Origin of the sequence: Lutimonas halocynthiae (assembly GCF_030409835.1) — a bacterium.
In the GTDB taxonomy this organism is placed as follows: domain Bacteria; phylum Bacteroidota; class Bacteroidia; order Flavobacteriales; family Flavobacteriaceae; genus Lutimonas; species Lutimonas halocynthiae.
Genome location: NZ_JAUFQO010000002.1, coordinates 253321 through 268350 on the forward strand (window position 1 = coordinate 253321; position 15030 = coordinate 268350).

Below are 15030 nucleotides of genomic sequence, written 5' to 3' on the forward strand. Positions count from 1 at the left end.
AATAGTTAAGGAAGGAAGTGTGATCACTTCCTTTTTTTATGGAATTTAATTTGAGGATGCCTTAAATGAAGCTGATCTATTTTTTCTTCAAGAGTGATGAGGAATTTTTTATGACCCTCAGAAGCCGAATCAAAGGGGCGGTGTGCCAATGACCTTTGAATTTCATCAATTTCTGCCATCAATTTTCTGGATGATTCACTAATCCATGAATTTCCAAAAAGGTCCCAGATATAATCAACTGCCGTTTCATTGGGATGGATCATGTCACTATTATAAAACCGATAATCGCGCAGGTCATCCATCATAATTTCATAAGCTGGAAAATAAAAAACGCTAGGTTCTCTCTGTAATGCATGAATAGCGGCAAGAAGTAAGGCCTTACTTAAGGAATTTTCGATAAAACCATCTTTGAGATGTCTCACCGGGCTAAGTGTAAAAATAAAGTTTACATCTTTGTTGACCGATCTAACATCCTTTATGATTCCTTTTAAACTGGCCAGAATTTCTTCAGATGTCAATAAACTCTTGGTGAATTTTTTTTGAGAAATCTTATGACAATTCCCTACTGTTTGACCGTTTTCATTATATGTATAGACCCATGCGGTTCCTAAAGTAATAATAACATGAGATGCTTTTTTTAAAGCGGTGTGTGCCTCTTCAATTTGCTGATTGATGGCAATCAAGGTCTTTTCAGGGCTTGAATGATTAAATTTACTGTGATGATTCAGACTGAGCCAGGAGTCGTTATGCTTCAAAAGTGAATCTTGCGCATAATAATTTTCAGCAATACAATCTTGAACTGCTTTTTTTATGGCAAGTGGATGAAAGAGAATGCCATACGGATTGCTAAAGCTGTCAAATTTGAAATGGTCAAATTTCGATTCCATGTGTTCAGAAAAACAAGAACCCAGTAATACAACTTTTGATTTGTGATCAATTTGCTGTGAAGCTGGTCTGCATTTTATTTCTGTTCTGAACTTCATTTTTTTTCTTAATGAATTTGAAACTTCTGTATTTTGATTATAGCACTCAACCCCTAACAACTGTCCCTTTCAGGATCAATGCTAATAAATTAAACAGGCAAATAAAAGTGTTATGGCTCTAACTAAAGACATGTTAATTTTCTAAAAGTTTTTCAGCAGCTTCAATAGCTGGTTTTAAACCTCCTGGGTTTTTACCTCCGGCAGTAGCAAAAAATGCCTGACCACCACCACCTCCTTGGATATGCTTACCCAGTTCACGTATGATAGTCCCGGCATTCAAGCCTTTCGCTTCAACTAGGTTTTTTGAAATATAAATGGTTAGCAATGCTTTGCCATTAAGATTAGAGCCACCTATAAAAAATAAGTCATCAAGTTCATCTGCAATTTCAAAGGCAATACTTTTCATTGAACCAGCATCAGTATCAAGAAGTGCCCCAATAAAGTTTACACCGTTTATTTCCTTTTTATTTTTTATTAAATCGTCTTTAAAAGAAGCAGCTTTTAACTTGTTTAGTTGCTCAATTTCTTTTTTAAGCTTTATGTTTTCTTCCTGTAGAGTAACTACTGACTTTAATATATCTGTCGTGTTTTTTAGGGCAGATTTAACTTTCCCAAAAACTTCATCCTGATCAAAATAATAATCCCTGACCGTGTCTTTGGTAATGGCCTCAATTCTTCTGATTCCCGATGCTATAGCGCTTTCAGTCATGATTTTAAAGTGCCAGATATCCCCAGTGTTTTGAACATGGGTTCCACCGCAAAGTTCAGTTGACTGGCCAAACTTAATAGTTCTTACGGTGTCGCCGTATTTTTCACCAAAAAGCATAATGGCTCCTGATTTTTTAGCTTCATCTAAAGGAACTTGCCTGTTTTCGTCCAGAGCGATATTTTCCTGAATCCTCGCATTGACAAATTGTTCAATACTCTTTAATTCTTCAGGAGTCAATTTTGAGAAATGAGAAAAATCGAATCTCAGGTTCTTATGGTTTACTGAAGACCCTTTTTGTTCCACATGATCGCCAAGCACAGTTCTGAGAGCCTGATGTAATAAGTGAGTCGCCGTATGGTTAGACATGGTTCTAGATCGAAACTCCTGATCAACTACTGCCTTGAACGTTTCAGTCGGATCATCTGGCAGGCTTTTAGCAAAATGAAGGATTAGATTGTTCTCTTTCTTGGTGTCAAGAATATAGATCACATTACCATTGCTCAATTCAAGGTAGCCTTTGTCACCAACCTGGCCACCTCCTTCAGGATAAAATGGCGTCATATTAAAGACCAGCTGATACATATCTCCATCTTTTTTTGAAGTGACTTTTCTGTATCGCGTAATCTTTACGTCGGCCTCCATATGGTCATAGCCAATAAATTCCTGGCCTTTATCTTCTAAAAGAATATTCCAGTCATCCGTATCAACAGCAGCGGCTGCTCTTGAACGGGATTTTTGTTTGGCCATTTCTTCTTCGAATTCCACTTCGTTAAACGTCATTCCTTTTTCACGAAGAATAAGCGAAGTAAGGTCTTTTGGAAATCCATAAGTGTCATATAATTCAAAGGCTTTTTTACCCGAAATATTTTTGTCTTTAGCATTGGCAATGATCGTGTCAAGAAGAATCAAACCTTGGTCTAAGGTCCTTAAAAACGAATGCTCTTCTTCTTTAATCACATTGTGGATGAGGTGCTTTTGAGCCTTAATTTCAGGGAAATTATGTCCCATCTGCTTTTCAAGTACTTCAGCTAATTGATAAATAAAAGGTTCCTTTTTGTTTAGAAAAGTAAAACCGTATCGAATAGCTCTTCTCAAAATTCTTCGAATCACATATCCTGCTCCGGTATTTGAAGGAAGCTGCCCGTCTGCAATAGCGAAAGCTACAGCTCGAACATGGTCAGCAATGACACGAATAGCCACATCCGTTTTTTCATTTTTACCATAAACATTATCAGTGATCGTTTCAATTTCTCTTATGATTGGCATAAAAACATCCGTATCATAATTTGATTGAACTTTCTGAATGACCATACAAAGTCTCTCAAAGCCCATCCCTGTATCAATATGCTTTTCAGGAAGTGCTTCAAGTATTCCGTTTGCCTTACGATTAAATTCTATAAAAACAAGATTCCATATTTCAATCACCAAAGGATGATCCATGTTTATCAGATCCTTTCCTGGTATTTTTTGTTTTTCTTCAGCTGACCTAATATCAATATGAATTTCACTGCTTGGTCCGCAAGGGCCTTGCGCTCCCATTTCCCAGAAATTGTCTTTTTTATTTCCTTTTAAGATTCTGTCCGCTGAAATATGCTCCAGCCAAAAATCATAAGCTTCCTGATCAAACTCAAGATGGTCGTCTTTGTCTCCTTCGAAAACAGTTATATAAATGCTGTCTTTATCGATTTTATAGACTTCAGTCAATAATTCCCAGGCCCAGGCGATAGCTTCCTTTTTAAAATAATCACCAAAACTCCAATTCCCAAGCATTTCAAACATGGTATGGTGATAGGTGTCCATTCCAACTTCTTCAAGGTCGTTGTGTTTCCCAGATACTCTCAAACATTTTTGGGTATCTGCGATCCTTGGTTGTGTAGGTTCTTTTTGTCCTAGAAAATATTCCTTGAATGGATTCATTCCAGCGTTGACAAACATCAGACTCGGGTCGTTTTTATTCACTAATGGAGCCGATTGAACTATTTCATGCTTTTTAGAAGCAAAGAAGTCCAAAAATTGTTTTCTGATTTCTTGTGAAGTCATAAAATATTATTAAAAGCCCTATCTTTGGGTTAACTCAGAGATAAAAAAAAATTGTAAATTTGTTTTTTATGCAGCTGATCTAGGCTTAGTTTAGTTGCAAAAATAGTATAATTATACATTATGGCGAAGGTAAAATATTATTACGATTCTGATACCTTATCCTATAGGAAAATAGAGCTTAGAAAGAGGGATAAATTCAGGAGAATGTTTGTTTTTGTCATGGCTTCTGTCGTGATGGGAGGTCTTCTCGTATTTTTAATGTACCAATTTGTAGAATCTCCAAGGCAAAAAGTGATGAAGCGTGAGTTGGAGAATATGAAACTTCACTATGAATTGCTGGAAAAGAAAATGACTCAGGCTGAAGATGTGCTTGACGGAATCCAAAAAAGAGATAACAATATTTATAGGACTTATTTTGAAGCCAATCCAATTCCGGAGGAGCAAAGAAAAGCTGGTTTTGGGGGAGTGAATCGTTATAAATCAATTGAGGGATTTGATAATTCTCAAATGATCATTGAAGCCACCCGAGATCTGGATATCCTTTCAAAACAACTTTATGTACAATCCAAGTCACTTGACGAGATCATTGATCTCGCTAAGGATAAGGAAGAATTATTAGCTTCAATACCGGCAATACAACCTGTAAGTAAACAAGACCTTACAAGAATGGCTTCGGGCTTTGGTTGGAGACTAGACCCGTTTACCAAAGCAAGAAAAAGGCATAAAGGGATGGACTTTACTTCCCCAAAAGGAACACCGGTTTATGCAACAGGAAACGGGAAAGTTACTCGAGCTGATGCTGGTTCATCAGGCTTTGGAAAACATGTAAGAATTGATCATGGCTTTGGATATGTAACGCTCTATGCACACCTTTCTAAATACAATGTAAAGAGAGGACAAAAGGTGAAAAGAGGTGATCTTATTGGATATGTAGGAAGTACAGGACGGTCACAAGCACCTCATTTACACTATGAAGTTCGATATAATAAACAACAGGTTAATCCTATTAATTTTTATTACGGCGATCTTTCACCAGAAGAGTTTCAGGAAATGTTAAAAATGGCTTCGCAAGAAGGACAATCACTTGACTAATGCAAATAAACTTAGCAGACAAACGATATTATAAAATAGGTGAAGTAGCAAAGGCGTTTGACGTCAATACATCATTGATCAGATTTTGGGAAAATGAATTTGAAGTTCTTAAGCCTAAAAAGAATAAAAAAGGCAACAGGTTATTCACACCTGAAGATTTAGAAAATCTGAAAATGATTTATTTTTTGGTCAAAGAGAAGGGATTTACCCTTGAAGGAGCAAAAAAGAAGCTAAAAGAGAACCCGGAAGGAGTCTTTTCAAAGCACAAAATCATCATGAGGCTCGAAGACATCAAAAACGAACTTATTGAAATTAAAAACCAACTTTAAATAATTAATTATCATGAAAAAATGGCTTCCCTTAATAGTAATTGTTGTCATCATTATTGGAATATTCAGATGGGGTGTTGGCTTGAACAACACTATGGTAGAAAAACAAGAAACTGCCAAAACACAATGGGCTAATGTAGAAAGTGCCTATCAAAGGAGATCAGACCTCATTCCGAATCTTGTAAATACAGTGAAAGGATATGCTGATTTTGAGAAAGAAACCTTAGAAGCTGTAATTCAGGCCAGAGCAAATGCGACAAAAACGACCATTGATCCTTCTAATATTACACCAGAACAAATGGCTGCATTTCAACAGTCACAAGGTTCTTTGTCAGGAGCGCTTAGCAAGTTAATGGTGGTTGTTGAAAAATACCCTGATCTAAAGGCCAATCAGAACTTTTTGGAATTACAGAGTCAACTTGAAGGAACTGAGAACAGGATTAATGTTGAAAGAAATCGCTTTAACGAACAGGCTAAAGATTATAATATTTTTATCAAAAAATTCCCGGCAAGTGTGGTGGCAGGATTTCTAAATTTTGATGCCATGGCCTTGTTCCAGGCAGCAGCAGGAAGCGAACAGGCTCCGACAGTAGATTTTAATTAGTACTGAAATAATAATAAATGGAGCCAAAGCATTGCTTTGGCTTCTTTTTTATCCAAATTGGACTTATGGAAGTAGAAGCATTTTTAAGTGAAGAACAAGAAAAAGAGGTAGTTCAATCTATTAGAGAGGCTGAATCTAATACCTCAGGAGAAATCAGAGTGCATTTTGAAAAAAGCCTTGATCTGGACCCTATCAAAAGAGCTCAGGAGTTATTTTATCATCTGGGGATGGATAAAACCCAGTTTAAAAACGGGGTCTTATTTTATGTAGCTGTTGACGATCATAAGTTTGCCATCATCGGAGACGAAGGAATAGACAAGGTGGTTCCGGATGATTTTTGGGAGAGCATTAAAGATGAGGTAATCAACGAGTTTAAAAAAGGAAACCCCACCCAAGGACTGGTTCTGGGAATTCTTCATGCAGGAGAAAAACTGAAAGAATACTTCCCTTATGGAGATAAGGATGAGAATGAACTTTCTGATGAAATATCCAAGCGCCATTAAGCGCTAATTACTTCTGTAATCCTGAAACATTTTTGTATTTTTGCATTAAATTTAATACGCTTCAATGTCTATATTTCATAAACTCCAAGTGAAGGAGGTAAGAAGGGAAACCGTAGATGCCGTATCAGTGGCATTCGATATTCCTGATGAGTTGAAAAATGAATTCACATTTTTACCCGGTCAATATATTACAATACAGAAAGATCTTCAAGACAGCCTTCTAAGAAGGGCTTATTCAATCTGTTCATCCCCCGAAAGTAATGAACTAAGAGTAGCCATTAAAGAGGTTGAAAAAGGAAGGTTTTCACATTTTGCAAACAATGATTTAAAGCAAGGAGATCATATTGATGTGGCTGGCCCGGAAGGGCGCTTTGTTCTAGAGACGAGCAGTGAGAATCAAAATGATTATTTGGCTGTTGCTGCAGGAAGTGGTATTACACCTGTAATTTCTATGATTAAGTCTGTGCTTCACAATGAGGAGAAGAGTCGATTTGCTTTGATCTATGGTAGCAAGTCAGGTGAAAAGACCATATTTAAAAAAGAGTTGGATGAGTTGGTGGAATCCTCTGGAGGAAGACTAAAAATTCAATATGTATTCAGTCAGATTATAAGCGATAAGGCTTTATTTGGAAGGATCGATTCAACTATGGTCAAAGACTTATTGAAGCATGATTTTTCAAATTGGAATTTCAGCAGTTATTTTCTTTGCGGACCAGAAGAGTTAATTGACGGAACAAAAGAAGTATTACTCAATAATGGAGTAAAGCAAGATGCCATCAATTTTGAATTATTCAGCAGTACTTCTTACAAGAAAGAAGTGACTAAATCTTTAGATGGGAATGCTGAAATAAGCGTGATTGTAGACGGTGAAGAGACCAGTTTTGAAATGAGAATGGACGAGATGATTCTCGATGCTGCACTGGCAAAGGGTCTTGATGCACCATACTCGTGTCAGGGAGGTGTTTGCAGTAGTTGTTTGGCAAGAGTTGTTGAAGGTTCCGCTTTTATGGAAAGAAATACTATCTTAGATGAAGATGAAATTGAAGAAGGTTTGATTCTGACTTGTCAGGCACATCCAACATCTTCAAGCATCAAAATTGATTACGACGACGTTTAATATTTAGTTACAGTTTTAATTATTACCATATGATTAACGAATATGTTAATGCGGTATTATTAGGCTTCGGGTTGGCTTTTATGGTTGGGCCGGTTTTTTTTACTTTGATAGAGACCAGCATAACCAAGGGATTTCGAGCAGCTATTACTTTTGATATTGGCGTTGTACTGGCAGATGTCATGTTTATTACTATTTCTTATTTTGGTAGTGTTACGATATTAAAGAAAATAGAGGATGATCCAAGGATTTTTATGATAGGTGGTATGGTCCTGGTAAGTTATGGGCTGTACACGATATTCTATCAAAAAACTAAAAAGATCGTTACAGACGAAGAATTAGTGGTCGTTGAATCCAATAATTATATTGGACTGTTCTTTAAAGGCTTTTTTTTAAATACCATTAACTTTGGCGTTTTGGCATTTTGGCTCGCCATTGTGATTGCGGTGAGTTCGAATTTTCAAATGAATTCTAGCAGAGTCTTCAATTATTTCACCATTGCGATTTTCACTTTTTTAATGACCGATGTGGTTAAAATTATCGCTGCCAAACAACTTAAAGCAAAATTAACACCCGTGGTATTGAGAAAGATTCGTCACGCATTGGGTATTTTCTTTATAGTATTTGGGATTATTTTAGCAACAAAACGTTATATCCCCGAAAAGACTATGGATAGAATAGATAATGTAATTGATAAGGTAAGGTCCTAGTTGTTCTGAACTTTTAGATTGTATTTGTCAGCTACTTTGTGGAACACTTCTAATTTGTCTTGATTTTTCAAATCCTTGTACATATATCCAATCTTTTTAGCAGCATCTGCTCTATAAGGCGAATTCTGAGCTGTATAGATTGTGTAGGCCCGAATTAAATTGTCAAGACCTGCTTCCTCTTGTTCTTGGGTATATAGGATAAGTCCCAGGCCATAGTAACCTTCAGGATCTTCATTGTAAATTTCTATGAATTTAGTATAATAAGTTACAGCCTCGCTATATTGTTTATTGAGGTTATAGGTAATCGCTATATTAAGTAGTGGTAGCCTTCCTTCAGGATATATCTCAAGAGATTGTTGATAAGATGCAATGGCCTTATCATATTCTGTATTCTTTCGGTAGCTAATTCCTAAATTGTCCCAGGCAAATGCAAAGTTTGGATCTATTTCTACCGCTTTTGTGAATTTTGAGATAGCGTTTTCAATGTCTCCTTCATTGATATAATCCATACCGTCATCATAGGCCAACTGAGCCAAGACGTTATCGGATGAAGCGTGTTTAAACTTTTTATTCTCTGTAAAAGCAAGTTCCTTGAGTGGTTTACAATGTTGTACCAAATAGTTTTCCAACATTTTATAATTCATTTCAACTGAGCCATTTTCTGAGCCAGTCTTGTCAATTTTTACCGCCTCTAAGGATTTATTAATACAATTCTGAATATTTTGGTTCTTGTCATCAGACGTAGATTCTATCTGCGAAATACACTCACAGGCATTGTTAGTGGCTGCTAGTAATTTTTCATCATTATTGTCTTGAGCATACCCAAGGCTAACAGATAATATAATTATGTATTTAAGTATTTTCAAAAGAAGATTGTTTTAATATGCGTTCTAAATAGATTAAATTCCGGTACTTCCAAATCCGCCTTTTCCGCGTTTGGTTTCATCTAAAACGTTCACTTCCTCCCATTTAGTATGTGCATAGCTAGCAATTATCATTTGGGCTATTCTATCTCCGTTGTTAATTGTGAAATTATCCTTAGATAAATTGATGAGAATAACGCCAATTTCTCCTCTGTAATCAGCATCAATAGTGCCGGGAGCATTCAAAACACTAATTCCAAATTTGGCAGCCAATCCACTTCTTGGTCTAATTTGTGCTTCATACCCTGGAGGTAATGCAATAAATAATCCAGTTTTGATAATAGCTCTTTCTAAAGGCGCTAAGACTAAAGCCTCTGAAGTATTTGCCCTGAGGTCCATCCCCGCTGAGGAACTGGTTTCATAAGAGGGAGTTGGATGGCTTGATTGATTAATGATTTTAATGACTACGTTTTCCATATTTGTTTTATTTCAGATTTTTGTGACCAGAAGACGGTTAATATGAATACAATAATGATCGTTATTGATACAAGATAATTTCCTCTGAAATGAATAAATGATAAATAACTTCCTGCAATTGTAATTGACAAGGTTAAAAATATCTTTTTTAAAGAGTAGGGGATACTATAATATTTTTTGCCGTAGAAATAACTCAGTGAGGCTATAAACAGATAAGTGATCAATGTGGCCCAGGCTGAAGCCATATAACCGATAATAGGGATGTAAATAATATTCAGGCCAATAGTGATTAGTGCACCTAGAATTGAAAAATACATGCCGTAGCGGGTTCTATCTGTAAGTTTGAACCATACTGAAAGGTTATAGTAGATGCCGAGAAATAAGTTTGCCAAAAGAATTACAGGTACAATTTCAAGCGCCTGAAAATACTCTGGTTTGCCTAAAAGTAAAATAGCAAACTGATCTATAAAGCCAACAATTATAATCATGAATAAGGCACCAAAAATGATAAACCAATTTAATATTCTTGCATAGGTTAATTTGGCATTAGCCTGTTTTGCATGATTGAAAAAAAATGGTTCAGCTCCCATTTTAAATGCCATGATATACAATGACATAAAAACACCCAATTTATAGCAGGCTGCATAAATTCCCATTTGTTCTTTGCCAAGGTATTTAGAGAGTAGTAGTTTGTCTAGATTCTCATTTGTAACATAAGCCAGACTACTTACCATTATAGGAATACCGTAAGTCAACATTTTATATAATAGCTTTTTATCAAAGGATATTTTGAACTTGAAAACGATTGGGAATAACAGTAAAAACGTTACCAGGCTGGCAATAAAATTCGCTATAAAAATGTACAAGACTAAGGGGTGACTATTGAAGCTACTGGCAATAAAGTCAGGAACATAATTACCATAAGTCAGTGCATTGGGCACGTATAAAAGAAAATATAAATTAAAGACAGCAAAAATAACCACATTAAGCACTTTGTAAAAAGTGAATTTTATTGGTCTGTTGCTTACCCTTAGATACGCAAATGGAATAACCACTAAGGTGTCAAAAGTAGTTACTAGAATCAATATCTGCAGTGGTAAGGGGTTTGAAAAACCTAAATGAGCACTCAAACTTCCACTAAAGATAAAGGCAGCTAACATAAATAATAATGTAGTGACCAGTAAACTCAGAAAAGCAGTTGAAATCACTTTTCCTTTTTCTTTTTCCTTGGTAAAGAACCTGAAGAAGGCAGTTTCCATTCCATAAGTTAGCAAAGCATTTAGATATGCTGCATAGACAAAATAAATGGTGGTTTCAGCATAGCCTTCAGCAACAAGTGTGTTAGTGTGTAACTTTACAAGTATGATTGTAATTGCCCTGGGTAAAACGGCAGCGATCCCGTAAATGATAGTATCTCGAAAAAACCGTTTTAATGTGCTCAATTTGCTAATGAATAAATAATCTCCAAACAAAAATAAAATTTATGGTATACAAACGACTATTTATGTGAAAAATCTTTTGACATAAAAAAAAGCCCTTGCAGATGCAAGGGCTTTTTTTTATGAATTAACTATGAATTAAGCTTCTATAGGATCAATTGAAACATATGATCTATTATCTTTTTTCTTAGTAAATTTTACAATTCCATTCACTTGAGCATGTAAAGTATGGTCTTTTCCCATATATACATTTTCTCCTGGATGATGTTTTGTACCTCTCTGACGAACTAAAATGTTTCCAGCGATTGCGCCTTGACCACCAAAGATTTTAACACCTAATCGTTTCGATTCTGATTCTCTACCGTTCTTAGAACTACCTACACCTTTTTTATGAGCCATGATCTAATATTTTTTCTAGGTTAATTATTTTTTAGGGCTATCTTCCTTTTTTGCAGCTGGTTTTTTAGCTGCAGCTTTTGGAGCCGCCTTTTTTGGAGCTGCCTTAGCAGGTGCCTTTGCTTCTGTTGTTGCTGTTTTTTTAGCAGGAGCTGCTTTTTTAGCTACTACTTTTTTCTCAGCTTTTGGTTCTTCAGTTTTGGCAGCGGCTTTTTTAGCTGGAGCTTTAGTTGAAATACCTTCTATCTGGATTTCAGAAAGATACTGGCGATGGCCATTTTTCTTTTTAAAACCTTTTCTACGTTTCTTTTTGAAAACGATTACTTTATCACCTTTAAGGTGACTTAAGACCTTTGCAGTTACTACTGCATTTTCTATAACCGGGGCGCCGATGGTAACTTTGCCGTCGTCTAGTAAAAGAACTTTGTCAAAAGAAACTTTTGATCCTTCCTTCTCTTCTAAGCGATGAACAAAAACCTTTTGGTCTTTAGCAACTTTAAATTGCTGCCCTGCTATCTCTACAATTGCATACATGGATTTATGTTTTTGCTTTTAATATAATTATTGCCTTTCTCTTTAGGCGGGTGCAAATATACATCTTTTTATTAAATGGGAAAAACTTTTTAAAAGCATTATTTGCTTAAGAATCCGTGTGATAGCTCAATCGAAGAATTATTTTCCTTTATTGGTCAAATAAACTCCAAAAAGTATTAGAAAACCAGCTAGAATCTGGCCTAAGTGAAGTCGTTCTCCATCTATAACGCCCCAAATAATGGCCACTATTGGGATGATATATGTGACTGAGCTTGAAAAAATGGGCGAAGAGATTTGAATTAATTTAGTGAATAAGGTTTTTGCCATGGCTGTTCCAAATACTGAAAGAAGCACTAAATACCATAGCGATGATTCAGCTCCTTTTATATATGAAATTTCGAAAAAATCTGTCCACCACAAGATGATTAATGCCGGGATAAAGATGATAATAAAATTACCCGTTACAATAGTGAGGGCATTTAGATCATCCAGATGTTTTTTAAGAATATTGACATTAAAAGCATACCCAATAGAAGCAATAACTACGAATAATGCATACATGTAATTCTGGCCAGGATTGAGTTCTGCTCCTTTGAGAATGAGAAATAATGCACCAATCAATCCAATGATCACTCCAATGTATTGTTTTCTCAGAAAACTAAAACCGAAAAAAAATGTACCAACAAGCAAGGTATTGAGCGGTGTAAGTGAATTAAGAATCGATACGATTGAACTATCGATACTTTGCACTGCGAAAGAAAAAAGGAAGGCAGGGAAGAAAGTCCCCAGCAAGGCTGTTATAGTTATATAATACCATTGCTTTTTAGTGACTTTAGTAATGTTTTTAAATCCGACTAAAAACAGTGACAGTCCTGTGAATATAATTCTCAGTGCACCAACTTGAATTGGATCAAGATGAATCAGCGCTTTTTTTAATAATATGAAAGAACTGCCCCATACAAGTGATAATATAATGAGAAGTAACCATCTCGCTTGTTTGTTATTCATAATCTTGAACCTTATTTCTGATAGGCTAATCGTTGATGAAAAATTATGCTTATTTTTGCCTTAAACTTATAAAGTTACACTTGTGAAAGTACATATTAAATTTATTTCACTTGCGATATTCATGTTGTTTTTTATATCCTGTGATTCGAAAAAATCTGAAAAACCAAGTAAAATAGAATCCTCTGAGCAGGAGGTGGTGGCAGAAGACCTGCATCAGGTTCAGGTAGCAATTAAGGGAATGACCTGTGAAATTGGTTGCGCAAGATTAATTCAGTCAAAATTGTATAAAGCTGATGGTATAAGCTATGCAAATATATCTTTTGCAGACAGCTCAGGTGTTATAAGTTTTGATCAAAACAGAATAAGTGAAGATGAGATTAAACAAATCATAGAGCGAACGGCAGGTGGTGACATATATTCTGTGGCTTCCATTGAAGAAGTAGAGCTCTCTGATGAGAAACTTGAAACACAATAGCATAAACATTTTTAACTTTGCATTTCAGAGCTAAATGTTCTTACTTTGCAAAATATACTTAACCCTAAAACTATAAAATTATGAAATTAATGAAATTACTTTTTACTGTGATGCTGGTGAGCGCTATCGCATTTTCATGCAAATCAGATAAAAAGGAAGCAGCAGTAGATGCAGTTGAAGAAGCTGCAGAAGATACAGGTGAGGCAGTTGAAGAAGCTGCTGATGCTGTTGAGGAAGGCGCAGAAGCAACAAGTGAAGAGGCTACTGAAGCGGCTGAAACGGCAGGTGAAGCTGTTGATGAAGCTGTTGAAGAAGTAACAGAGTCAGCACCTGCTGAAAAGAAAATCACGGTTGTTTTTCCTAAAGACACAAAACTACAAGGAGAAGTTAAGGAAGCTATCAAGCATTTTGTAGATGGAAACCCTGAATTAGAAGCACATTTTCATTCTGCTTACGGATTTGCGGTTTTTCCAGAAATTACTAAAGCTGGTCTTGGTATAGGAGGAGCAGGTGGAAAAGGTTTGGTTTTTGATGACAAGACTGTCATTGGAGAATCTAAGTTAGCCCAAGCTACTTTTGGATTGCAAGCAGGAGGTCAACAATACATGGAGGTTATTTTCTTTGAAGACCAACCAGCATTAGACAGATTCACTGCTGGAAAAGTTAAATTTTCAGGACAGGCTTCTGCAGTTGCATTAAAAGATGGTGCTTCTGTTGATATTGATTATCAAGATGGTGTTGCAATTTTCACAAAAACGATTGGTGGATTAATGGCTGAGGCTTCTGTTGGAGGACAAAGCTTCAAGTACAAGCCAGGAATTAACTAGAATCTTGGAAACATATAAATTAAAAGAGCACTTAGGTGCTCTTTTTTTATGGTCAAATGTATTTTTTGCATTGAATATTAGCTTTTTAAAAGATAAAGTATTTATTTTGCCTAAGAAGTTAACTAAATCTTAATACAAAATGAAAATAGTAAAATTATTGTTAGTATTTACCTTGGTAAGTACGATTGCCGTTTCTTGTAAAGAATCAAAAAAAGAAGAAGTTCAAGATGATGCAGTTGAAATGACAGAAGATGCAACTGATAGTGGTATGGAAGCTACAGAAGATGCAGCTGCAAGTACTGAAGAAGAATCATCTCATGATGCTGCCGCAGGAGCTGCCGCTACTGGAGCCGCTGGAGCCGCTGCCGCTTCATCAGATGGGGAAGGTAATATGGAAGCTGTAGAAGCAGTTGAGGCAGAAGCTAAAGAACTTGAGCCAGTTGTTGTGCCTGAAGGAGTCATTGCCGAAGAACTTGCTGATACACCTGTTATTTACCCAGGATGTACTGGAACTGTTGAAGAAATCAGAGCTTGTAATAAGGAAAGTTTTATTGCTTACTTGAGAAGCGAATTCAAACATGATAATGTAGCTAGTGAAGCTGGAATTAAAAGAGGTGATTACCAAATAGGAGTAGTAATGCACGTAAATAAAGCTGGGAGAGTTTTTTCTTTAAGAGTTACCGCTCCACATGAAGCCTTACAAAATGAAATGATAAGAGTTGTGAACAGTACACCTAAAGTGGTGCCGGCAACTGAAGCCGGGCAACCAGTAGGTGTTAGCTTAAAGTTCAATGTTGATTTTCGTGTAGAGGCAACTCAATAAAATAGAACATTTTTAATGCATAAAAAAACCTGGATAATCTTCAGGTTTTTTTTGTTTATTTTTATTGATACAGCACTACTTCAGAATTTCTTCATATTTGTTCC

Annotated in this window: 17 protein-coding genes; 9 read left to right on the forward strand and 8 right to left on the reverse strand. The window is 36.0% G+C overall.

The window, feature by feature from the left end:
- Positions 1-23 precede the first annotated feature (23 nt).
- Positions 24-983 (reverse strand): GSCFA domain-containing protein, encoded by a 960-nt coding sequence (locus QWY87_RS04080; RefSeq protein ID WP_290288545.1) that lies wholly within the window; start codon positions 981-983, stop codon positions 24-26.
- A 133-nt stretch (positions 984-1116) separates the two neighbouring features.
- Positions 1117-3732, reverse strand: coding sequence for an alanine--tRNA ligase (gene alaS, locus QWY87_RS04085; protein WP_290288548.1), 2616 nt, complete (start codon positions 3730-3732; stop codon positions 1117-1119).
- A 120-nt stretch (positions 3733-3852) separates the two neighbouring features.
- On the opposite strand from alaS, the gene QWY87_RS04090 reads away from it, so the two are divergent.
- The 6 genes from QWY87_RS04090 to QWY87_RS04115 all read left to right on the forward strand — a co-directional run bounded on the left by QWY87_RS04090 (position 3853) and on the right by QWY87_RS04115 (position 8084).
- Entirely contained in the window at positions 3853-4824 is a 972-nt protein-coding gene (locus QWY87_RS04090) for a M23 family metallopeptidase (RefSeq protein WP_290288550.1), read from the forward strand.
- Complete coding sequence (locus QWY87_RS04095) at positions 4824-5153, forward strand: MerR family transcriptional regulator (protein WP_290288553.1); 330 nt, start codon at positions 4824-4826, stop codon at positions 5151-5153. The genes QWY87_RS04090 and QWY87_RS04095 overlap by 1 nt, the downstream gene beginning before the upstream one ends.
- A gap of 13 nt (positions 5154-5166) precedes the next feature.
- On the forward strand, positions 5167-5757 hold the full coding sequence (locus tag QWY87_RS04100; protein WP_290288556.1) for a LemA family protein: 591 nt from the start codon (positions 5167-5169) through the stop codon (positions 5755-5757).
- Between the two features lie 65 nt (positions 5758-5822).
- Entirely contained in the window at positions 5823-6260 is a 438-nt protein-coding gene (locus QWY87_RS04105; RefSeq protein ID WP_290288558.1) for a TPM domain-containing protein, read from the forward strand.
- Between the two features lie 64 nt (positions 6261-6324).
- The gene (locus tag QWY87_RS04110) at positions 6325-7377 is read left to right on the forward strand and encodes a 2Fe-2S iron-sulfur cluster-binding protein (RefSeq protein WP_290288560.1); all 1053 of its coding nucleotides are present in this window, start codon (positions 6325-6327) and stop codon (positions 7375-7377) included.
- Positions 7378-7406: 29 nt separating this feature from the next.
- Positions 7407-8084, forward strand: a complete 678-nt coding sequence (locus QWY87_RS04115) for a LysE family translocator (protein WP_290288562.1) — start codon at positions 7407-7409, stop codon at positions 8082-8084.
- Here QWY87_RS04115 and QWY87_RS04120 read toward each other — a convergent pair.
- The 6 genes from QWY87_RS04120 to QWY87_RS04145 all read right to left on the reverse strand — a co-directional run bounded on the left by QWY87_RS04120 (position 8081) and on the right by QWY87_RS04145 (position 12801).
- Positions 8081-8950: a tetratricopeptide repeat protein gene (locus QWY87_RS04120; protein WP_290288564.1), complete on the reverse strand. Its 870-nt coding sequence runs from the start codon at positions 8948-8950 to the stop codon at positions 8081-8083. The genes QWY87_RS04115 and QWY87_RS04120 overlap by 4 nt on opposite strands.
- 33 nt (positions 8951-8983) lie before the next feature.
- A complete protein-coding gene (dut, locus tag QWY87_RS04125) occupies positions 8984-9424 on the reverse strand; it encodes a dUTP diphosphatase (RefSeq protein WP_290288566.1) in 441 nt (146 codons plus the stop codon).
- On the reverse strand, positions 9412-10866 hold the full coding sequence (locus QWY87_RS04130; protein ID WP_290288569.1) for a lipopolysaccharide biosynthesis protein: 1455 nt from the start codon (positions 10864-10866) through the stop codon (positions 9412-9414). Before QWY87_RS04130 ends, dut begins: the two co-directional genes overlap by 13 nt.
- Positions 10867-11001: 135 nt before the next feature.
- Complete coding sequence (gene rpmA / locus QWY87_RS04135; RefSeq protein ID WP_290288571.1) at positions 11002-11262, reverse strand: 50S ribosomal protein L27; 261 nt, start codon at positions 11260-11262, stop codon at positions 11002-11004.
- Positions 11263-11286: 24 nt separating this feature from the next.
- Complete coding sequence (rplU, locus tag QWY87_RS04140) at positions 11287-11793, reverse strand: 50S ribosomal protein L21 (protein ID WP_290288575.1); 507 nt, start codon at positions 11791-11793, stop codon at positions 11287-11289.
- Positions 11794-11931: 138 nt separating this feature from the next.
- Positions 11932-12801 carry a DMT family transporter gene (locus QWY87_RS04145; protein WP_290288579.1) on the reverse strand — a complete coding sequence of 290 codons (870 nt, stop codon included), beginning with the start codon at positions 12799-12801 and terminating at the stop codon, positions 11932-11934.
- A gap of 82 nt (positions 12802-12883) precedes the next feature.
- Here QWY87_RS04145 and QWY87_RS04150 point away from each other — a divergent pair, with 82 nt between their 5' ends.
- The 3 genes from QWY87_RS04150 to QWY87_RS04160 all read left to right on the forward strand — a co-directional run bounded on the left by QWY87_RS04150 (position 12884) and on the right by QWY87_RS04160 (position 14926).
- Positions 12884-13276: a heavy-metal-associated domain-containing protein gene (locus tag QWY87_RS04150; protein ID WP_290288583.1), complete on the forward strand. Its 393-nt coding sequence runs from the start codon at positions 12884-12886 to the stop codon at positions 13274-13276.
- 80 nt (positions 13277-13356) lie between these two features.
- A complete protein-coding gene (locus tag QWY87_RS04155) occupies positions 13357-14103 on the forward strand; it encodes a YSC84-related protein (protein ID WP_290288585.1) in 747 nt (248 codons plus the stop codon).
- A gap of 139 nt (positions 14104-14242) precedes the next feature.
- Entirely contained in the window at positions 14243-14926 is a 684-nt protein-coding gene (locus QWY87_RS04160) for an energy transducer TonB (RefSeq protein ID WP_290288587.1), read from the forward strand.
- The last annotated feature ends 104 nt before the right edge of the window (positions 14927-15030 follow it).

Excerpts from the sequence above, each read along its gene's own strand:
- QWY87_RS04080 (WP_290288545.1), bottom strand. The coding sequence starts at position 983 with ATGAAGTTCAGAACAGAAATAAAATGCAGACCAGCTTCACAGCAAATT.
- alaS (WP_290288548.1), bottom strand. The coding sequence starts at position 3,732 with ATGACTTCACAAGAAATCAGAAAACAATTTTTGGACTTCTTTGCTTCT.
- QWY87_RS04090 (WP_290288550.1), top strand. The coding sequence starts at position 3,853 with ATGGCGAAGGTAAAATATTATTACGATTCTGATACCTTATCCTATAGG.
- QWY87_RS04095 (WP_290288553.1), top strand. The coding sequence starts at position 4,824 with ATGCAAATAAACTTAGCAGACAAACGATATTATAAAATAGGTGAAGTA.
- QWY87_RS04100 (WP_290288556.1), top strand. The coding sequence starts at position 5,167 with ATGAAAAAATGGCTTCCCTTAATAGTAATTGTTGTCATCATTATTGGA.
- QWY87_RS04105 (WP_290288558.1), top strand. The coding sequence starts at position 5,823 with ATGGAAGTAGAAGCATTTTTAAGTGAAGAACAAGAAAAAGAGGTAGTT.
- QWY87_RS04110 (WP_290288560.1), top strand. The coding sequence starts at position 6,325 with ATGTCTATATTTCATAAACTCCAAGTGAAGGAGGTAAGAAGGGAAACC.
- QWY87_RS04115 (WP_290288562.1), top strand. The coding sequence starts at position 7,407 with ATGATTAACGAATATGTTAATGCGGTATTATTAGGCTTCGGGTTGGCT.
- dut (WP_290288566.1), bottom strand. The coding sequence starts at position 9,424 with ATGGAAAACGTAGTCATTAAAATCATTAATCAATCAAGCCATCCAACT.
- rpmA (WP_290288571.1), bottom strand. The coding sequence starts at position 11,262 with ATGGCTCATAAAAAAGGTGTAGGTAGTTCTAAGAACGGTAGAGAATCA.
- rplU (WP_290288575.1), bottom strand. The coding sequence starts at position 11,793 with ATGTATGCAATTGTAGAGATAGCAGGGCAGCAATTTAAAGTTGCTAAA.
- QWY87_RS04145 (WP_290288579.1), bottom strand. The coding sequence starts at position 12,801 with ATGAATAACAAACAAGCGAGATGGTTACTTCTCATTATATTATCACTT.
- QWY87_RS04155 (WP_290288585.1), top strand. The coding sequence starts at position 13,357 with ATGAAATTAATGAAATTACTTTTTACTGTGATGCTGGTGAGCGCTATC.
- QWY87_RS04160 (WP_290288587.1), top strand. The coding sequence starts at position 14,243 with ATGAAAATAGTAAAATTATTGTTAGTATTTACCTTGGTAAGTACGATT.